Annotated in this window: 13 protein-coding genes and 1 pseudogene; 7 read left to right on the top strand and 7 right to left on the bottom strand. The window is 71.3% G+C overall.

What is annotated here, in order from left to right:
• Positions 1 to 156 precede the first annotated feature (156 nt).
• Entirely contained in the window at positions 157 to 1,287 is a 1,131-nt protein-coding gene (locus C593_RS0109085) for an ADP-ribosylglycohydrolase family protein (RefSeq protein ID WP_018846985.1), read from the top strand.
• Positions 1,288 to 1,476: 189 nt separating this feature from the next.
• Here the strand turns inward: C593_RS0109085 and C593_RS0109080 are convergent, their stop codons facing one another.
• The 3 genes from C593_RS0109080 to C593_RS0109070 all read right to left on the bottom strand — a co-directional run bounded on the left by C593_RS0109080 (position 1,477) and on the right by C593_RS0109070 (position 3,783).
• Entirely contained in the window at positions 1,477 to 1,686 is a 210-nt protein-coding gene (locus C593_RS0109080) for a DUF397 domain-containing protein (RefSeq protein WP_018846984.1), read from the bottom strand.
• 194 nt (positions 1,687 to 1,880) lie between these two features.
• Positions 1,881 to 2,762, bottom strand: a complete 882-nt coding sequence (locus tag C593_RS0109075) for a Scr1 family TA system antitoxin-like transcriptional regulator (RefSeq protein ID WP_026277511.1) — start codon at positions 2,760 to 2,762, stop codon at positions 1,881 to 1,883.
• 289 nt (positions 2,763 to 3,051) lie between these two features.
• Positions 3,052 to 3,783, bottom strand: coding sequence for a GOLPH3/VPS74 family protein (locus C593_RS0109070; RefSeq protein ID WP_026277510.1), 732 nt, complete (start codon positions 3,781 to 3,783; stop codon positions 3,052 to 3,054).
• A gap of 254 nt (positions 3,784 to 4,037) precedes the next feature.
• Here C593_RS0109070 and C593_RS0109065 point away from each other — a divergent pair, with 254 nt between their 5' ends.
• The 3 genes from C593_RS0109065 (at position 4,038) to C593_RS30935 (ending at position 9,741) form a co-directional block, all read left to right on the top strand.
• The gene (locus tag C593_RS0109065; RefSeq protein WP_106434592.1) at positions 4,038 to 6,611 is read left to right on the top strand and encodes a D-alanyl-D-alanine carboxypeptidase; all 2,574 of its coding nucleotides are present in this window, start codon (positions 4,038 to 4,040) and stop codon (positions 6,609 to 6,611) included.
• Positions 6,612 to 6,996: 385 nt separating this feature from the next.
• On the top strand, positions 6,997 to 8,694 hold the full coding sequence (locus C593_RS0109060) for a hypothetical protein (RefSeq protein WP_078521343.1): 1,698 nt from the start codon (positions 6,997 to 6,999) through the stop codon (positions 8,692 to 8,694).
• Between the two features lie 150 nt (positions 8,695 to 8,844).
• Positions 8,845 to 9,741: a hypothetical protein gene (locus C593_RS30935; protein ID WP_051093651.1), complete on the top strand. Its 897-nt coding sequence runs from the start codon at positions 8,845 to 8,847 to the stop codon at positions 9,739 to 9,741.
• A 22-nt stretch (positions 9,742 to 9,763) separates the two neighbouring features.
• Here C593_RS30935 and C593_RS29160 read toward each other — a convergent pair whose 3' ends face one another.
• The 4 genes from C593_RS29160 to C593_RS29155 all read right to left on the bottom strand — a co-directional run bounded on the left by C593_RS29160 (position 9,764) and on the right by C593_RS29155 (position 15,041).
• On the bottom strand, positions 9,764 to 11,881 hold the full coding sequence (locus C593_RS29160) for an FAD/NAD(P)-binding protein (protein WP_018846979.1): 2,118 nt from the start codon (positions 11,879 to 11,881) through the stop codon (positions 9,764 to 9,766).
• A 155-nt stretch (positions 11,882 to 12,036) separates the two neighbouring features.
• Entirely contained in the window at positions 12,037 to 12,483 is a 447-nt protein-coding gene (locus C593_RS0109040; RefSeq protein WP_018846978.1) for a PPOX class F420-dependent oxidoreductase, read from the bottom strand.
• A 93-nt stretch (positions 12,484 to 12,576) separates the two neighbouring features.
• Entirely contained in the window at positions 12,577 to 13,344 is a 768-nt protein-coding gene (locus C593_RS0109035; RefSeq protein ID WP_018846977.1) for a hypothetical protein, read from the bottom strand.
• 251 nt (positions 13,345 to 13,595) lie between these two features.
• A complete protein-coding gene (locus C593_RS29155; RefSeq protein ID WP_018846976.1) occupies positions 13,596 to 15,041 on the bottom strand; it encodes an FG-GAP and VCBS repeat-containing protein in 1,446 nt (481 codons plus the stop codon).
• Positions 15,042 to 16,983: 1,942 nt separating this feature from the next.
• On the opposite strand from C593_RS29155, the pseudogene C593_RS31440 reads away from it, so the two are divergent.
• The 3 genes and pseudogenes from C593_RS31440 to C593_RS32940 form a co-directional block, all read left to right on the top strand.
• Positions 16,984 to 17,480: pseudogene (locus tag C593_RS31440) on the top strand (tyrosine-type recombinase/integrase); the annotation flags it as partial.
• A gap of 756 nt (positions 17,481 to 18,236) precedes the next feature.
• Entirely contained in the window at positions 18,237 to 19,088 is an 852-nt protein-coding gene (locus C593_RS31435; protein WP_486591104.1) for a helix-turn-helix domain-containing protein, read from the top strand.
• Between the two features lie 68 nt (positions 19,089 to 19,156).
• Positions 19,157 to 19,840: a hypothetical protein gene (locus C593_RS32940; protein WP_158686809.1), complete on the top strand. Its 684-nt coding sequence runs from the start codon at positions 19,157 to 19,159 to the stop codon at positions 19,838 to 19,840.
• Positions 19,841 to 20,301 lie beyond the last annotated feature (461 nt).

Below are 20,301 nucleotides of genomic sequence, written 5' to 3'. Positions count from 1 at the left end.
CCGGCCTGACCCGTTCCGCCGCGTGGGCTCCCGGCGCGAGCCCCCGGGGCTTCCGGCGCGCCGGGCCGGGCGGGGTCGTTCGATTACAGTGCTGGGCCGGGCAGTGTGTGCGTGCTGCGCCGGGGCAGTGTTCGTTCGACGTCGGGGAGGGACACGGTGGGCGCAGCCGGGACCGTGTGGGGCCGGGCCGAGCAGCAGGACTTCCGTGCCCGGGTACGCGGCGCCCTCCTCGGCGGTGCGATCGGCGACGCCCTCGGGGCCGGCGCCGAGGGCCGGACCCTGGACGAACTCCGGGAGGCGCACGGTCCCGAGGGCCTGGTCGACCTGGTCCCCGTCGCCGGCCGCCGGGGCACCGTCACCGCCGCCACCCAGATGACCCTGTTCACCGTCGACGGGCTGATCCGCGCCCAGGTCCGCCGGGACACCGGCGCCTGGCACCCGCCGACCGACCTGCACCGCGCGTATCTGCGCTGGGCCGCCACCCAGCGGTACTGGGGACCGGACGAGCGCCGCAAGGACATCGGCTGGCTCGCGCGCGAGGAGTGGCTGTACAGCCGCCGCTCCCCCTCCCGGGAGTGCCTGACCGGGCTGGGCGACGAGGTGATGGGCACCGTCCAGGCCCCGAAGAACCCGACCGCCAGGGACGCGGGTGCGGTGGTCCGCTCCGCGCCCTTCGGGCTGCTGGTCGGCTGGGAGCCGGAACTCGTCTGCCAGCTCGCCGTCGAGTGCGCCGCGCAGACCCACGGGCACCCGACGGCGTATCTGTCGGCGGGCGCGTTCGCCGTGATCGTGCACGGTCTGGCCCGGGGCGGGACGCTGGACGGCGCCGTGCAGCGGGCCCTGGCCCAGCTCGCGGCCCGGCCCGGCCACCAGCCGGTGACGGACGCGCTCAAGGAGGCCCTGGGCGCGGTCCGCCAGGGCATCCCGGCCGCCGGGCGGGTCACCGCGCTCGCCGGGAGCGGCTTCGCCGAGGAGGTCCTCGGCGCGGCGGTGTACTGCGCCCTGGTGGGGGAGGACGTCCGGCACGGCCTGCGGCTCGCGGTCAACCACGACGGGGCCTCGGACGCGACGGGCGCCGTCTGCGGCGGGCTGCTCGGCGCGCTGCACGGGGAGACGGCGCTGCCGCCCGCGTGGCTGAGCGAACTGGAGGGGCGGGGGACTCTGCTGGAGATCGCGGACGACTTCGCGATGGAGATGACCCAGGGCCCCGCCCTGCACAGCCCGACCGCCTCCGCGCCAGGGTGGCTGGCGCGCTATCCGCGGGGGCTCACCGAACTGGGGCCCTGACCGACCGGTCCGGGCCGGCGGGGGTCCGCCCCGACCGGGTACGACGAAGGGCCGCACGGACGGGGTGTCCGTGCGGCCCCGGTGGTGGCCGGTTCGGGCCCGCTCGGCCGGGACGGCGATCCAGTCGAGTGGGCTCCGCGGCGGGCGTTCCTGCTTTCCGGGCCCGTGGCCGGATTTCGCTGCGCGGGCTCAGACGAGGTCGGCCGGAGCGTGGGCCACGTCGGCCACGAACGCGTTCCACGAGTCGGGGCGGAAGGTGAGGACCGGGCCGGCGACGACCTTGGAGTCACGCACCGAGATCGCTTGTACGACAGGGGACTTGACTTCGACGCAGGCGCCGTTGCCCGTGGAGTAGGAGGACTTGGTCCAGGTCTCCGTGGCGCCCTGGGTGATTGCCATGATTGCTCCGCTTCGGCAAGTGGGGGTGATGTGCGCCAACGTTCTTGCTGGCGTGATCGACGCTACTCGCCGGGCCCCGGGCGTGAAGGAAGCATTCACTCGACCGGATGATGTGCGCCGGCGGAACCTTCCGTCACGCCCGACCCATGGTGTACCTTTCCGCCCGCTCCGGACCGTTCCCTTCCCTTCCCGCGCTACTCCGCGAACTCGTCCGGCGACTCCTGGGCGTACTGCTTCGCGATCTTCGCGATGAACTGCCGGGTCTGGTCCACGTTCAGCGCCTGGGCGCGCAGGTGCTCGTACATCACGCTGTACTTCTGCACGTCGTTCGCCTTCTCCAGGTACAGGTCGCTGGTCACGCCCTCGATGTAGACCACGCTGGAGTCCGAGGCGTCCGGGAACTCCAGGATGGCGTACTGGCCGTTGATGCCCGGGTGCGCGCCCATCTCGAAGGGGAGCACCTGCACGGTGACGTGCGGCTGGTGCGACAGCTCCACCAGGTGCTCCAGCTGCTCCCGCATCAGCTGCCGGTCGCCCACCCGCCGCCGCAGCGCCGCCTCGTCCACGACCGCCCAGAGGCGCAGCGGATGCTCGTCGTCCTTGACCCGCTCCTGGCGGCGCAGCCGTACGCTGACCCGCTTCTCCACGTCCGCCTGGCCGCTCTCCGGCAGTGCGCCCGCGATCAGCGCCTCGGCGTACGGACGGGTCTGCAGCAGGCCCGGCACGACCTGCGGTTCGTAGACGCGCAGACTCGCCGCGTCCGTCTCCAGGCCGATGTAGACGCTGTAGGGGATGTCGCCGAAGGCGTGCCACCAGCCCTGCTGGCGCGAGTCCTTGGCCATCTGCATCAGGGAGTCGACGATCCGGTGGTCCTCGACTTCGTACACTCCGCACAGATCGCGGACGTCGCGCTGGCTGATGGAGCGGCGGCCGTTCTCCAGGCGGCTGATCTTGGACTGGGAGACGAGCAGGCGCTCCGCGACCTCTTCCGCGGTCATGCCCTTCATCTCCCGGAGCCGGCGCAGCTCCTGGCCCAATCGGCGTCTCCTGACGGTGGGGTTGACGTTGGACGCCACGGAAACTGCACCTCCGGCTGCGTTGTTCTGCGTGATCTGCGTTGCGCTGCGTGTCTACTGCTCAGCAGATTGCCACCAATGGTCGTATCCGCGTGGGGAAATGGCCACACACGCGAACGCGCGGGACAGCGTCAGACGCTGTCCCGCGCGTTCCTGCGGCTCCCGAACCGGGTCTGGGGACGTCGGTGCGGCGGTGGTGGTGCGGTCCTCGTGGTGCGGTCCTCGTGGTGCGTGTTCGTTCGGTGCGTGTTCGTTTGGTGCTCGGTGCTTGGTGCTCGGTGCTCGGTGCTCAGTGCGCGGCGACGCGGGCCATGCCCGTGCGGCGCGGCTGCATTGGCACGGGGCCCGGCCGGCTCACGCCGCCGCCCGCAGCCGGTGCGTTGCGCCGCGGCTGGGCCGCGACACCGTTCTGGACGTCCATCACGGCGTGCGCCACGAGGCCGCCCATCGGGTCGTGCCGGATGAGGTCCCGCAGACGGGACCGCGAGGAACGACCTTCGTTGCCCGGGTACAGGTGCTTGCCGAGCCCGACCGCGTGGGCCAGGGCGGCGAGCGCCGCGGTCCGCGGGTCCGGCGGTACACCGGTGCGGATCGCACTGTCGAGCCGGGCCCTGATGTCCCGGCTGATGGCCGTGTCCGTCGCCTGGTAGCGAGTCGTCGGCAGCACCCCGCACATCTGGCCCTCGACGGCATGGACCATGCCGCACCGCTCCAGATGCGAGAGATAGATCTGGCGCAGCCCCAGCCGGGGCCCGCCGATCCAGTGGACCGCGCGGACCGGGCTGCCGCGCCTGCGCAACAGCTCCAGTGCGGAGTCCAGAGTCGGATCTCCGGTCGGCCGTGGCATCACCACGGCGATACGATCCCCGTCAGGGGCTATCCGTCCTGCCAGGGCCAGCTCCACTAGCTGAGCTCCTGCCAGACCGAGGTCGAGCGACTGCGGCTGCGCTGTGGTACCCGTGGCCGGGTCCAGAGCGAGCAGCAGCAGCTCTTCCGGAAGTGTTCTGCGGCTCCTGCCCATCCATGCCTCCCCGCGTGGATGAATGACAGGGTGACCCCTCTCACATTGGTCTGTCGAGGGGGCCCGGGTGCTTTGTTAGGGAACCGATAGGTATGTCGTTCTCGTCTAGCACGAGGGCCAAGCGCTCACACAGGACACTGGTAGATGGTTCGGACACGGCGAGCGCTCGGCGGTGAGCGCTCGTAGTGATACCTGTACGACACGCATCATGCGCCAGTGGCATACCGGTGGCATATACGCAGGATGCATGTCGCATGACTCATGGAGGAGGCACGGTGGCGGGCGAGTCCCCCGACAGGTCGGAGCAGCGGGAGTCGTCGGGGGAGACGGAGACCGGGCGGGACCCGCGTCTCGCGGTGCTCCGCGAGGGGGCCCCGGGGTCCCCGGCGGACGCCGGTCCGGCCTCCTCGTCGACGGAACCGGAGGCGGAGCGGGCGTCGTCCCCCGTGGCGACGGACCAGCGCACGGCGGTCTTCCGGCTGCCGCAGCGCGAGGCGTCCGACGTGAACGCGGACGTGGACATGGACGCGGACGCGGACGCGTCACCGTCGGGTGACGGGGGCGACGCGGACGGTGACTCCCGCGACGGTTCCTCCCGTGACGGTTCCTCCCGCGACGGAGGGGACGGCGCCGGTGGGCCCGCCGGGTCGGACGCCGCCGCCGCTGCCGGGGCGCCCGCCGCGGGGAGCGACGCGCGACTGCGCGAAGCGGTGGCGGCGTGGGTCGCGACCTCGGACGACGACGAGGACACCCCCGAGGCGGCCTCCGGGGAGCCGGAGGCGCCGAAGCAGAATGCTTCCGCCGCCGCAAAGACGGAGACCGCCGACGTGGACACGGGCGCGGACCCGGCGCCCGGCGACGCCGAGCCGGAGCCCGCCGCCGCCCGTGCCGACGCGGACGAGGCAGACGACGCGGAGCCCGAGCCGGCCGCCGGCGAGGTCCCGGCGGCCTCCGGCGACACCGAGCACGGGCCCGAGGCCCCCAGGGCGGGCGCGGAGCCCGACGGTGACGACGACGAGAAGCCCGCCGCCCCCACCGCGGACGCCGGCGCGAAGTCCGCGACCCCCAAGGCGGACGCGGAACCCGCCACGGACGCCGGCGCGGAGCCCGGGACCGACGACGAGAAGCCCGTCGACCAGCCCACCGCCATGTTCGCGATGCCGAAGCGCCCGGTGGTCGACCAGCCCACCACCGCGCTGAAGCTCCCCACGCCCGCCGCCGACCCCGCGAAGCCCACCGAACCCGGGAAGCCCACCGGCACCGAGAAGCCTGTCGGCACCGCCACCGCCCCCGGGAAGCCCACCGCCCCCGGGGAGCCCGCCGGCACCGGCACGAGCCCCGGGAAGCCCGCGCCCCCCGAGGCGGACGCCGAGGCCGACCGCCCCGCGAGCACCTTCGTGCCGCTGCGGCGCGACGAGCCCGCCCCCGCCCCGGCGGGCGCGACCCGGGCCGAGCCCGTCGCCCGCGTCGAGGCGGACGCGTCCGCCGGCGCGCCCGCCGCCTCCCTGGCCGAGGCCGAGCGCACCCGGCAGCAGCCCATGCCGCCGCTGCCCCCGCTGGACCTGCTCGCGGAGCTGACCAACACACCTCCGCCGCCCGAGACGCCGACCCGCACCCTGGTGCGCCGGGTCAAGATCTGGACCCCGCTGGTCCTGCTCCTGCTGATCGTCTTCGCGGTCGCACAGTCCTTCCGCCCGCTCCCCGAGCCGCAGCTCGCGCTCACCGCCGACTCCGAGTACGCCTTCGACGGCGAGCGTCCCTCGCTGCCGTGGCCCGGGGAGGGCCAGGGCCAGATCGTGGTGTCCGGCCTCGGCACGGTCGGGCAGTTCGGCGAGGAGAAGCCGGTCCCGATCGCCAGCGTCACCAAGACGATGACGGCGTACATCATCATGCGCGACCACCCCTACAAGCGGGGCGAGGACGGGGCCTCCATCACGATCGACGCCCTCGCGGAGAAGGAGGGCGGCTATGACGCGACCAACGACGAGTCGACCCTCAACACCGTCAAGGAGGGCCAGAAGATCTCCCAGCGCGACGCCCTCAGCGCCGTGATGATTCCGTCCGCGAACAACATCGCGCGGCTCCTCGCCCGCTGGGACGCGGGCTCCGAGGAGGCGTTCGTCAAGAAGATGAACGACACCGCCAAGGAGCTCGGGATGACGAACACGACCTACACCGACCCGTCCGGGCTCGACGCGACGACCGTCTCCACCGCGGCGGACCAGGTGAAGCTGGGCATGGCCCTGGTGAAGAACAAGGCCATGGTGGACATCACCCGGCAGGCGCAGTGGACCGACCCCTCGGGCAAGGTCCACCCGAACTACAACCACCTGCCGTACAAGATGGGTGCCATCGGCATCAAGACCGGCTCCACCACCAAGGCCGGCGGCAACCTCCTCTTCGCCTCCTACAAGGACGTCGGCGGCTCGACGCAGACGATCGTCGGCGCGGTCCTCGGCCAGCACAAGAGCCCGATCCTCAAGACCGCCAACGACGTCAGCCAGGCGGTTCTGACGAAGACCCGCGAGACGCTGGAGGCCAGGAAGGTCGTCTCCAAGGGGGATGTCGTCGGGTACGTGGACGACGGTCTCGGCGGCCGGACGCCGGTCGTCGCGACCAAGGACATGACCGTCGTCGGCTGGTCCGGGTTGACCGTGAAGTCCGACATCACGGACGGCGGCAGGACGATCCCGCACAACGCCGAGGCGGGCACTGTCGTCGGCAGCCTGACCGCCGGATCGGGGGCCGGGACCATCAGCGTCCCGGTCGCCCTCCAGGCGGACAAGACCGAACCCGGGTTCTCCGACAAACTGACCCGGATCGGATAACGACGCCCGGGCGCCCCGGTCCGCCGGGGCGCCCGCGTGCTAGCGTCCCGGCGTCCGGGGCGCCGGGGCAACCCGGGGGCGTCCGGGGTGCGTCCTCAGGGGCGAGGCAGACAGGGACAGGACGGGGAGAGCCGCAGTGACCACCGCCGAGCCGACCCGCGCCCACGACCCCGAGGCACACCCGGCACCCGTCCCCATCCCCGCGCCCGCCACGGAACCGGTCCCGGAGCCGGACCAGGACCCGGACCTCGACCAGGACCCGGACCTCGGCCAGGACCCGGACCTCGACCAGGACCCGGACCTCGACCAGGACCCGGACCTCGACCAGGACCCGGACCTCGGCCAGGGCCCCCGACCCGGCGTCCCCCGGAGGCGGCGCGCGGAGCTGCTGAGGCACCCCGTCACCGTCGTCACCGCCGCGGCCGCCGCCGTCCATCTCCTCTGGTTCTTCTTCCTCGCGAACACCGGCGGCGACATCGCCGCCCAGGACGCGTGGGCCGAGTTCGTCGGCCGCCACCCGGACTCCGCGTACAACCTCGCCTGGTACGGCGGGATGCACCCCGTCTCGTACAGCGTGGTCTCGCCGTATCTGATGTCGGTCCTCGGGGTGCGCACCACGATGATCCTCGCGGGCACCGTGTCCTCCGCGCTGACCGCGCTGATCCTGGTGCGGCTGCGGGAGGTGCGCAACCCGGTGGCCTGCGGGTTCGCCGGGGTCTTCGCGTTCCTGTGCAACGCGCTGTCCGGGCGGGTCACCTTCGGGCTCGGGATGATGTTCGCCCTCGCCGCCGTGGGCGCGGTGTTCTGCTGGCCGCACCGGTGGCGGCACAACCGCTGGGCGAAGGCGGCCGTGGCCGCCCCGTTCGCCGGCCTCGCGACGGCGGCCAGCCCGGTCGCCGGGCTCTTCCTCGGCGTCGTCGCGGCCGCCCTGTTCCTGTGCGGGCGGCGCCCGGGCGCGTACGTCATCGGCATCCCGCCGGTGGTCGTGGTCGCGCTCTCCGCCTGGCTGTTCCCGTTCTCGGGGACCCAGCCGATGTCCCTGGGTACGACCTCGCTGCCGTTCCTCTTCGGCGTCCTGACCTTCCTGCTGGTGCCGCGCGACTGGCGCACCGTACGGGTCGCGGCGGCCGTCTACTCCCTTGGCACCCTGCTGACCTGGCTGATCGACTCCCAGATCGGGTCCAACGTCTCCCGGTTGCCGATGCTCTTCGCCGGGGTGGTGCTGCTCGCCGCCCTGCCGTGGACCGCGCCGCGCTCCCGCCGCTGGTACGCCCTGGTGCTCGCGTTCGCCGGGCTGAACGCCTGGATCGGTTTCAAGAGCGTCGACGACATCGTGCGCACCGCCCCCACCGCGTCCTGGAACCGCGAACTCGCCCCGCTGGTGGACCGGCTCCAGCGGCTCGGCGCGGAACGCGGCCGGGTCGAGGTGGTCCCGGCGAGCAGCCACCGCGAGTCCTCGGCCCTCGCCCGGTACGTCAACCTCGCGCGCGGCTGGAACCGGCAGGCCGACATGGAGCGCAACCCGCTCTTCTACGACAAGGAGAAGGTCCTCACCGCCGACGACTACCGCGCCTGGCTGGACCGCTGGGCCGTGCACTACGTGGTCCTCCCCGAGGGCCGGCCGGACAACAGCGCCGTGCAGGAGGCGGAACTCGTCGGCGGCGGCCTGCCCTATCTGACCCGGGTGTGGGGCGACCGGAACTGGCAGGTGTTCGCCGTCCAGTCCCCGGTACCGCTCGCCGACCCGCCCGCGACCGTGCGGCACGCCGGTGCGGGCGAGATGACGATCCAGGTGACGTCCCCCGGGCGGGTCCTGATCCGCGTTCCGTACTCGCCGTGGCTCAGCCTGGTGGACGAGGAGGGCGAGAGCGTCGAGGTTCCGCAGGAGACGGAGGCGTCCAGGCTCCGCGAGGACGGCGCGCCGAGGGACTTCACCAATCCGCACGGCTGTCTGCTGAAGGCCGACGAGGACGTCGAGGGCGACGAGTGGACCGAGCTGCTCGCCCCCCGCGCGGGCGTCTACCGCCTGGCCGCCCCCTATCAGCTCCCGCGCGGGACACCCTGCCCCGAAGAACTGCGCTGACCGGCCGCCCGCTCCGCACCTCATGTGCGCGGCGGTGTGAACGGCCGTGATTCTTACCGCCGTTAACACTTATGCGCCCTCGCGGGCTCGTGCATAGTGGAGCCGCCTTCACGGCATACCGATCAGTCGGCCAACGGGGTCCGGTGCGACATGGCGTACGAGCGGCACGAGCGGCACGAGCGGCACGAGCTGCGCGAACGGCACGAGCTGCGCGAACGGAACGACGGCGACGGTGCCGCACGGGTGCTCCGCACCGGGGTGGTGGCCCTGGCGCTGCTCGCGCTGGGCCCCGCCCTGACGGGCTGCGGACCGGGCGACCAGGACGGCCCGCCGACCGGCGCGGTCGTACCCACCGCCGCGGGCCCCGGGCTCGGCGGACCCCCGCAGCGGATCATCCCCTCCCCGGACGACCGGACCTCGGCCCCCGACCCCTCACCCTCCGACCCCTCACCCTCCGCCTCCCCGTCCCTGCCGCGCCCCCGGCCGAAGCCGCCGGTCTCCGCCACCCCGCCGGAGCACCCGGACGGTCCCTCGTACGAGGCGTGGGCCGGGCCCGGCTGCACCGGCGGCGGTCGCTACGAGGAGGACGGGCGCTACACGGACGGCGACGACGGCTGGTACACCGTCCACGCGGGCGGGCACGAGGGCGACGGCTGCGACGGCCGCTTCAGCGCGGTCCCCATGTCCGGCTCGCGGACGGAGGACGGCGGCGGCTCGGCGACCTGGTCCTGGTTCGTCGGCAGCGGCTACCGGACCTGCACGGTCGCCGTCGTCGTCCCGGAACCGGCGCGCGGGCGGGAACGCGATGTGGCCGGCGACCCGGCCACGTATCTCGTCCTGGCGGACCCGGGCGACCCGGACAGCGCGGTGCGCACCTTCGACGTCGACCAGACGGCGCTGCGGGGGCAGGGCGTGGTGATCGAGAAGGTCCCGGTGCACGACCGGCGGCTCACCGTCCGGCTCGTCGACCGAGGCGTGGACTGGGGGCGGGGCAGGTCGGGGGCGCACCACGCGGCGGCGCAGATGCGGGCGGAGTGCGGGGCCTGACACCGGTCCGGGGGCGGCCGCGTCAGGCCGTCACCTCCGCCAGCCCGGTCGCACGGCCCGGTGCCACCACCGTGCTCGTGGCCGGGGCGGCCGGCGCGGCGGTGGCCGCGGTCGGGGCCGTCGCGGGCAGCAGGACCGCGCGGGCGACCGCGTCCGAGTCGCCGAGGGTCACCGAGTCCACACCGGGGCGTATCCCGGCCGCGGTCACCCAGTGCACGGACTCGGTGGGCACGCCGTGGGCGAACCGCCTCGGATGCGCCCGGCCCGCCGCGTCCACCACGTGGTACGGCCGCCCGGTGACCTCCAGGCCCCCGGTCTCGTAGCTGCCCGCGCCGTGGCCGCCCGTCCCGTGGCTGCCCGTGCCGTAGCCGCCTGTGCCGTGGCTGCCCGCGCCGTAGCTCGCGGGGTGCCCGGTCGGCGCGGGGTTCCCGGGCGGTGCGGGGTTCCGGGCCGGAACACGGAACGGGCGCCCCTGGCCGGTCGCCAGGAGATGGCGCAGCAGCGGGTCCGCCGTACGGCGTACATCCGGTTCGGGCAGCCGGGCCTCGACGAGCAGCCGGCCCGTCATGCGCACACCCGGCACCGCCGACTCCAGCGCGAAGCCGTCCGGGCCCGCGACGACCCGGGTGCCCGGGCCCGCGACGCGCAGCACGCCCGCCTCGATCAGTGCCGTCATCTGCTCGATCCGCAGGGCGGGCGGCCCGATGGAGAGGAAGGCGTTCAGCGGGGTGTACCAGCGGTCCAGGTCGTCCCGGTGCGAGCGCCCCTCCAGACCGCCGTGGTCCACCGCGAGGCGTATCTCGTTGCGCAGGTCCCGCAGGACGTCGAGGGCGGCCTTCAGCGGACCGGAGACATTGCCCCGGCGGGCCTCGTGCACGTCGGCGCGCAGATGGTCCAGCAGCCAGCGGGTGAAGTCGGCGTGACCGGTGAACCGCCGTGCCCCGTACGGGCGGTCCAGACGTTTCCAGTCCCAGCGTTCGGCGGCCCCGACACCCGCGGCCGTGAGCAGCCGGTCCTCCTCGACGCCGGGCGCGGCCCCGGGCCAGCGGACGGCGAACTCCTCGACCTCGCCCGCGCTGACCCGGCAGGCGAGCAGCGCCTCGTAGTAGACGCCCTCCACCTCCTTCGCGATCAGCGGCCACAGCTCGCGGCGGAAGTCCAGCGGCCCGGCGGCGCGCAGCCGGGCGACCCGGTCCGGGGTGAGCAGCCTCGGCAGCCGGCGGCCGTGCGCGCCCTTCTCGTTCTCGCCCCGCGCGTGGTACGGCACCCCGCGCCGGGACCCGGCGCAGAGCAGCGGCTCCCGCCCCGACGCCCGGTACACGAGCCCGTGCGCCGTGCGCACGAACGTTCCGCCGCGCCCCTCGGTCAACAGGGCCATGTGGTCGAAGAAGTTGAGCCCGAGACCACGCAGCAGGACCGGCTCGCCGGGCGGTGCGAGCCGGTCCAGATCGAGGTCGGCGGGGTTGGCCGGGGGCACATAGGCCAGCCCGTGGTCGACGGCGAGGCCGGCCAGTTCCCGTTCGGGGGCGGACATCCGGGCGGGCACATGACCCTGTGTCAGCACCACCGCGTCCAGGTGCCCGAGGCGGGTGCCGTCCGCCAGCCGGACCTCCTGCCACCGCGTGCCGTCGGTGTCGTCGACGGCGACGGCCCGGCCGGTGTGCGTCCGCACCGTGAGCCCGGCGGGCGCGCCGCGCACCACGCGCCTGAAGACCCACTCCAGGTAGTGCCCGTACAGCGCCCGGGTCGGATAGGCGTCGGGGCCCAGGGCGCGGGCCTCCCGGACTGTGGGCTCCTCGTACTCCGCCGGCCCGGCGTACTCCGCCTCGCCGTCCGCGAGCCGCCGGGCCCACTCGTACAGGCTCGGCCCCGGCTCCACCGGGCCGTCGACGCGGACGCTCTCGTCGGTGAACAGAGTGATCTGCGAGGCCACCGTGTTCATCAGGAGCCGCCGCGACTGGTCCGTCCGCCACACCCGTCCGGCCCCGGGCCGGCAGGGGTCGACCAGATGGATCTCGACGGGCCGCCGGGGCGTCAGGACCCGGGCGTTGGCGCAGAGCCGCTCCAGGACGGACAGCCCCCGGGGCCCGGCGCCGACGACGCATATCCGCAGGCGGTTGTGGTCGGGGAGTCGATTCATCCGCGTCACCCTAGTGGGCGCTTCCGGACGCCTCACGGGGACGCCGATTACCGCCCGTGAATGCCCCGTTGGGATCGTTTCTGCGCGTCTTCCGCCCGGCTGTACGGACTCATCGGGACATCTCCGGCCCGGCGGAACGCGCCTCGTGGACCGGGTCAGCGGATGTCGGCGCCGTACACGTGGGCGACCGCCATGACCATCAGGACCCGGCGGTCGGAGACCATCGCCGACCGGTACTCGTCCCAGTCCGGGTGCTCTCCGGCGGCCTTGCGGTAGTAGTCCACCAGCGCCTCCACCTCGGGCCCGTGCGGGTCGGTCCCCGGGCCGGTGAGGGTCACGTCGCCCTCGGCGGTGGCCCAGGTCCGGCCGTCCGGGCCGGTGACCTCCAGTGCGGCCCGCGGGTCGCGGCGCAGGTTCACGGTCTTGGCCCGGCCCTCGGTCATCGACACGTAGAGCAGCTCGGCCTCGCGGTCGTAGAACGGCATCACGGGGGAGAGCTGGGGCCGCCCGTCCGACTTGATGGTGGCGAGCACCCCGAGCCTGCTCTCGGCGAGCAGGGCTCGGGGGTCGAACGGGGCGTGCTGGGCGGGCGTCTGCCTCATGTGATCGGTGCTCCCGGGAGTGGCCGTCGGCTTCCCGGGGATTGTCGCCCCTCACACCGGTGTGAAGGTCAACCGACGCACCCGCTCAGCCGGTCAGCGCACGTCGACGAAGTCGCCCGCCGTCTTGACCGCCGGGGTGGTGACGGTGCCGGCGAAGTTCCAGCGCCAGTAGCCGTCCCGGGTCGCCTTGACGGTCGTGCGGAGCTTGCCCGTCCCGTCGCTCCTCACCGTCTTGACGGTCGTGTAGGTGTTGCTGTCCTTGGGGCGGAACTGGAGCTGCACGGGCTGCTGGGTGTAGCCCGCGTAGACGTAGCGGTCCCAGTTGGCACGGGCGAGCTTGCCCGTGACCGTGATGGTCCGGTTCTTGACGACGGGTTCGGGCGAGGCGTCGACGGTGAGGGTGGAGCGGCGCTGCACGAGGTGCTTGGAGTGGTCGCCGCCGTAGTAGTCCCCGTCCTTCGAGGAGAGCTGCACGTACACGTTCCACGGCCCGGCGAGGGTGTTGCGGGGCAGGTCGATGTCGCGTCGCAGCTTCACCGTGAGCTTGCACGTGGAGGTGGTGGCGCTGTCGGCCTTGCAGGAGGGGGTGCCGTGGAAGGACCAGTAGTCGTCGCCCAGTTCACGGTCGAGCTGGAGGAACGCGTGCCTGGTGCTGATGCCCGAGTCGTCGGAGGCGGTCACCGCGATGGTGAACGACTCCGTCCGGGAGGTGCCGAAGACGACGGCCTTGCCGCCGTTCACGGACACCTTCTTGATGACGACGGGGGTCTCCGCCGCGTGGGCGGGCGCGACGGCGCCGAGGGCGGAGCCGCAGAGAGCGAGAGCGCCGACGAGCAGGGCGCCTCGGGAGGGTGTGCGCATGGGGTTGTGAGTCCTTCGGTGGGGGTGGTGAGGGGTGGTGTGTCTTTATCTGGTCCGGTCCGGGTGGGCCGGTGGTTCCTGCCCGGGTCCGGTGCGTCAGGCCCGGTTGGGCCGATCCGGCTCGGATCCGGTGGTTCCGGCTCGGGTGGGCCGGTGCCTCGGGTCCGGTTCCTCGGGTCCGGGTGGGCCTTGTGCCTGGGATCCAGTGGCGTGGTCGCCGGTGACCCGTGACCGTGCCGTCCCGCCGGGCGCTACCCGGCCAGGACGTCGCCGAAGTAGGCCAGGCCCGCCGGGCCGCCGACCGACGCGGCGCCGAAGGTCGTCGAACCCGTCGCGGTGACCCCGCCCGTCCCCGACCTGAAGAACCAGACCGAGCCCGCGCCGTCGTTCTCGGCGTAGGCCCCGGCGACCAGTTCGGCGCGGCCGTCCTTGTTGGCGTCCGTCAGCTCCACGGCGGCGCCGAAGCGGTCGCGGGCCTCGGCGGCGCCGGGCACTCCCGCCGTGTCCTGGGTGAAGGTCTTCGCGCCGGTGGCGGTCAGCCCCTTGGACGAGCCGCGCAGCACGGTGACCGCGCCCGCGTCCGTCCGGCCGCCGACGTCCTCGCCCGGCACGCCGATCGCGATGTCCGCGTAGCCGTCCCGGTCGGTGTCGCCCGCGGCCAGGCTCCAGCCGAAGCTGTCGCCCTTCCGCGCGGTGCCCGGGATTCCGGCGGTGTCCTGGGTGATCCGGGCCGGCGTACGGCCGGAGAGCCCGGCGGCGGTGCCGTAGGTCACCGTGATCGCGCCCCCGGGACCGCCGTTGGGTTCCCCGGCGGACTTCTCCATGAAGTTGCCGGTGACGACATCCCCGTAGCCGTCCTTGTCGACGTCGGCGATGACGGCCTCGTAGCCGCCCGCGAGCTTGCCCGCCGCCTTCAGACCGGTCGCGCCGCCCTTGTAGAGGACGCTGCGGGTCGCGTACCCGCTGCCGCTCGCCTGCTGGCCCATGACCAGCAGGTCGGTGGCCTTGTCGCCGTTGACGTTCCCCGCGACGAGCCTGTCGGCGTTGATGCCGGTCTGCGCGGAGGTGTCGATGCCGGTGAGCCCGGCGGCCTTGCCGGTGCGGGAGACCGGCCCCTTGAAGACGTTCAGCTCGGGCATGGAGATGTTGGCGGCGGCGAGGTCGGTGCGCCCGTCGCCGTCGAAGTCCCCGGTGGCGACGCTCCAGCCCAGCTCGGTGCGGTACTCGGGCAGCGGCGAGGAGATGTCGACGCCGGACTTCAGCCCGTCGGGGCCGCCCCAGACCACGGTGATGACGCCGGAGGAGTCCGTCTTCCCGATCCGCTCGCCGTGCACGCCCACCACCAGGTCGGTGTATCCGTCGCCGTCGAGGTCACCGGTGGTGAGCCGGTCGCCGAAGTAGTCGCCCGACTCCGGCACCCCGGGAATCCCCGGTGTGGCCTGGCTGATGATCGTCCGCTTGGACTTGTCGAGCCCGTTCTTGGTGCCGTACACGACGGCGACATAGCCGGCCTTCGCCTTGCCGCCGGCCTTCCCGAGGGGCGCGGCGACGGCCAGGTCGCGGTAGCCGTCGCCGTTGAAGTCGCCCGGCGTCCCGGCCGGCGCGGCGGCGGCCGGACCGCCGGCGGCGAGCAGCAGCCCGCCGGCGAGGGCGGCCGCGGTGGCGGTCGCGAGGGTGGTGCGGAGGTACTGCTGCATGCGTGTCTTCTTCTCCTACGGCACGCGGGACGCCGTGACGGCCGTCCGATCCGGTGTGCCGGACCGAGCACCGCGCCGCGGGTCCGTGCCGAACAGCAAGGCGGACCCCGCGCACCTGTGCCGTCCGGTGCAGTGGTGACCACCGGCGCGCGCCGAGGGTTGTACGCCGGGCGGGGCGTTCTGCGTCACGAGTGCGGGCTCAGGAAGTCGGCGGCCGGGACGGCGCGCAACTACGCCTCCCACGCGATGCAGAAGCCCCAGGTCCTCCCGTGTCCCGATGCGGCCGGTCGCGACCGTCATCGCCTGCCTGTTCGTCCTGGCGGGGTGCGGTCCCCGCATGTACGACCCGCTTCCCGCGCGGCACGACGTCAAGTCGGCGGAAATCGTGGGGTCGTGGGTCGCCATCGACGGAACGGAGGTCACTCTGCGGCCCGACGGACGAGCGGCCGTCAGGCTCCTGGACTGGCAGGAGTTCGACTTCGACGACCGATGGCGGCCCTCGGGGACGGGGGAGTGGGAACTGGCCGACGAGCGTGCCGGGTGGAACGACGGTCAGCACGTCCGGCTGACTCCCACCTCACGTACGGCGTCGACCACGCGTCGTACCCCAGAACCCGGCCGGCGACTCGACCTCCAGTCCGGCGAGGCGCCCGAGACCTGCACATGGACCTTCGAGCTGCAGCGCGACGACGAGAGCCAGTTCTGTGGGAGAAATTTCGGAGACCATCTCTCCCTCCGCTTACGCAAACGGCCCCGGACGAGGCGTCCGAGGCCGAGGAGCACTCTCTCTGGAGAGAGAATCCCCAGGTCAGGGCCATGCGTTGGTGCCCCCGGCAGGATTCGAACCTGCGACACCCGCTCTAGGAGACGGTGGGGCTAGTTGGGCGCTGACCTGGGTAACTCTGACTTCGGTGCCTGCGGCACCTGAGCCCCGCTGCCAGCCACCGTTCCCCGTGAGTCCCCGTTCCATCTGGTACGCCTGTGGCACGGGCTGACCCTCTCGATGCGAATCACGGGCAGGGAGGTCGCTGGAGTCTCCTCGCCTGCCCATCCGGGGCCTGAGAGTCGACTATGGACGGTAGCGGTCGGGACGGTTGCTGTACGTCTCTGCTGTACGGCACGAGCGTCAGTGGTCTGCGCCCTCAGTGTGTGCTCGGCTGCGCTGATAGCTGGCAGAGGCCGGAATGATCCAACAGGGCAAGACCGCAGCACTGATCACCCCGGACCACGGCTGTGGCACGTTGCGCTGAGCAATGACATTCAGGGCGATGAGAACCGCACCCCAGCCAATCAGCAGAGGCTTCCGCCCTACGTGACGCATGACGCTGGCGAACGTTCCGAACCACTGTTGTCGCTTACCGGGCTGAGGCTTCATGGCGGGACCGTACCGGTGAGGGCAAGTGGTCCGGCAGAGGTCGGTGTAGCGGCTTTGGGCTGGAGCTGCCATGGGGCGAGAGATCGGGGCCCGTACGCTGGCCGCGAATCGGGCAGTCTCTGTACCTGCCCGCAATAGCCCGATGTGGGCCCCGATCTTCGAGGCTCGTCCCATGGCGGCTGCGTAAAGCCGCGGAGCCGACCGCCCCAGCCACAGCCGTCTGAGCCTTGACCGCTGTCAAGTGAGGCTCTCGAGGCCGAGCTTGGCCAGTCGCGACCGGATGGCGCTGCGTTTCCGGCCGAACTGCTTCCTACGGGCGTCGAAGTCACGTTCTCCTTGTTGGTAGAGCGCGAGGAGGTGGGCGTCGTCCTCTGGTGACCACGGGTGGCCCATCCGTGGAAAGCGAGACCGTAGCTCTTCCGGTGTCTCACGCTTCCTCCCGGCATCGCCGTGAGGGCAGACGGACTCGATGATGTCGAGTGGGAACTGTCCGACGTGGGTGCCGGTGACTCCGGGCCCGCCGCGATTCCCGGCCTTCGTCTCGCCCCCAACAGGCGACAATGCCCGGCATCGCTGCGCCGACGGGATGTCGACCTCGCCGGGCGCGTGGTCCTGGTCCAGCGGGCCCAAGCGGAGATGCAGGACGGCAGGCTCTTCGACAAGGCTCCGAAGTCCGCGGCCGGTGTCCGCCCCGTCGCCTTCCCGGACGAGCTCCTGGCCGACGTGCCCGAACACCTGGAGCGCTACGCGGGGGCCGGCCGCGACGGTCACGTCTTCCTCGGGCCCCAGGGTGGGCGACTCCGGCGTAGCAACTTCCGCGACGACTGGATCAAGGCGCGCACAAAGGCCGGGCTCTCCGGTGATGTGCACTTCCACGATCTTCGACACACGGGCAACACCTTGGCGGCGGCCGGTGCCAGCACCGTGAGCTGATGACCCGCATGGGTCACAGCACTGCGCGGGCCGCGCTGATCTATCAGCACATGACCGCCGACCGGGACCGTGCCATTGCGGATCGACTGGGAGCCATGATCCGTGAGAGACCGGGCGGCGCGGGGTCGTAGTGGCACGTCCGTGGCACAGCCGCGATCATGCGAAAGGGCCAGTTCGAGGAGATCGCTCCTCTGAACCGGCCCTTCGTGTTGTGCCCCCGGCAGGATTCGAACCTGCGACACCCGCTTTAGGAGTTCGATCTACGCCCGCGCCTGGCCTCGTCGTCGGCTGGTTCGGCGGTCGTGCGGGGGTGCTGCTGTGTGCCGCTGTCCGGGCTCGTTGATGTCAGCGCTGGATGTCAGCAGAACAGCTCTGGAACTGGGCAGGCATCTAAGAGGCCGTTTGACCAATTGGTCCAGCGCAACCAGACATGCCGACCTGTACACCGCCACAGCGAGCTACAGACCCATCACGACGAGTTGCTCTTCAGGCCCGAGAAGGTCGGGCGAGTCCGTCGATTAAGACGAATGGCTAGCTTGGTCTAGAGCGGCAGTGTTGGCACCGTGCGTTGGAGTCCACGCTTCGGGCTGGCAAGGCAGCCGACCGTCTGGGATTCGAGCCTTCTGCGAAGGAGGGCACGAAGTCGGAGGTCACATCGCCGTTAGCGGGCGGGATGCCTCGATCATGTCAGCGGTTGCTCAGGCTCTGACCTGCCGAGACTACGGACAGTCACAGCATGGGGGAGTTGTATGGGTCTCCCTGGATACGCTCCGTCGCTACGCTGATCTACGATCACGGAGCGTATCCAGGGAGACCCGAAGTCAGCCACTCATTGGTCGAAATTTTACCTATACTTGGCTGAAACTTTGCAGTGTGCGGTCGATTGCGTGTTCCCTCCTGGAGTCGAGAGGTTTGACGCAACTCAAGGAGGGGTGGACACTGGTTGCGTGTTCCCTCCTGCTGCCGGGAGGATACGCGCAAGGAGGTGTGACGTGGACTTCGTATCCGTTAGGCAAGCTGCACAGAGCCTGGGTGTGGATGACTCGCGCGTGCGCCAGTTGCTGCATGACGGTCAACTGCGAGGCACGCGGGTTGGTGGGCGCTGGATCGTAGACGAAGACAGCGTCCGTGAACGCAGGCTGGCCTCTCCTGAGCCTGGTCGCCCCTTGTCGGCACGGAACGCGTGGGGTGCTCTCGCCATGCTGTCGGGCTGTCGGCCTCCTGGTTTGTCGGACCCGGAGCGCTCTCGCCTGCTCGCCCGCCTACGGAATCTCGCTGCCCATGGGGATCTGCCAGCTGCGCGTATGCAAAAGCTCCTTGCTGCTAGGGCTGAAGTACGACGCTACCGCGTCCACCGCAGTGCGTTGCAGGTCTTGCTGGCTGACTCGGATGTAGTGCGTGCAGGCGCCAGCGCCGCTCCAAGGGTGGGCGCTGACTATGTGGCTCCTGGGCGCGCTGAGGTCTATGTGCATCCAGACCGGCTAGTACGGCTGGAGGCCGCATTTGGCCTCGTCCTCGATGCAGAAAAAGGCAACCTTGTTGTGCGAGTGCCGCCGGCCAGCGCCTGGTCTTTCCTTGTGTCCGCGGTACAAGAAGCGAAGGAAGGGAGAGACGCTCCAGCTCCGGTGATTGCGGCTGACTTGCTCGATGCGAAGGAAGACCGAGCGGTCGTTGCAGCAGCAGGCATTCTCGAACCGTTGCTTGCTTCGTCTGCAGCGAGCCTGGCGGGGGCAGCGTGAGGGATGTCCAGGTCCGAATTGAGTCGGATCTACTGACTGGGCCGCTGGTGGGTCTTTGGGGGACCCTCTTGGACCTTTCTGAGAAGGTCCCCCAGGATTGGACGCTTATCGGCGGTCAGATGGTGCTATTGCACGGGTTGGAGCACGAAAGAAATCCGCCTGCAGCGAGCCTTGATCTTGACGTGCTAGCAGATGTCATCTCTGATCAGCGAAGTCTGCGCATGCTCGTAGCTGCCCTGGGCGAGTTGGGGTTTGAACCCGCGGGAGTATCTCCAGAAGGTAAGACGCACAGATATAAGCGTGATGATCCCACGGGAAATCTCGTCGTTGACTTGCTTGCTCCAGACAACCTTGGGCTGCGCGCTGATCTCACCACCACGCCCCCAGGTACGACGCTGGAAGTCCCTGGGGGGCGGCAGGCGGTGCAGCGCAGTGAAAGCATCTCTGTACAGCTCGGCGATCGCGTCGGAACAATCCATCGGCCTAGCTTGCTAGGTGCGATTGTCGGCAAGGCTGCGGCCCTAGGGATCCCTACCTCGCCTAAGGAAAAACACTATCGTGACCTGGCATTCTTGCTCTCATTGCCAGTCGACCCCTTCGGCATCAAGCAGCAGTTGACGAATGGAGATCGCAAAAGGCTCAGGTTGGCAAGCGCTCTGTTAGCTGCAGATCACCAGGCCTGGAGGGCGCTGGAGGATGCGGAAGCCCGGGCAGATGGTCAGGCGATGTACCGGATCCTGACGTCTGATTAGAAGCGAGCAGGCTTTCCGTGGGTTCCGGGACCAAAGCAGGAGGGGTACGCCTGAGGTCGGTGGAGCGGCTTTGGGCTGGAGCTGCTTTGGGGCGAGTGATCATGGCCCCGTAAGCTCATGGCGAGTCGGGCAGTCAGTGGACCTGCCCGTAAAGCACGACGTTGGGGCCATGATCTTCGAGGCTCGCCCCAAAGTGGCTGCCTAAAGCCGTGGAGCCGACCGCCCCAGCCACAGGGGGTGTCTCCCACCTCATGCCCGCAGCCGCCGAGCGCGCCGCCGGGCGCGGCCAGCCGGGGCGCAGACAGGAGGCAGGCCGCGCCGCAGAGGCGGCGCGCGCCCGCGCCGTGCGCGGGCTCTTGATGATGTAGGGAAAGTTGTACCGCGCCCCCTTGATGATCTACGCGGTCGTACCCACCACATACGGATTTCCGTACGTGCTCCTTCTCGCTACGCTTGCGCTG

This window comes from Streptomyces sp. CNT372, assembly GCF_000377145.1.
The sequence above is the reverse complement of the archived record's forward strand: the minus strand, read 5'-3'. Positions and strand labels throughout refer to the sequence as shown.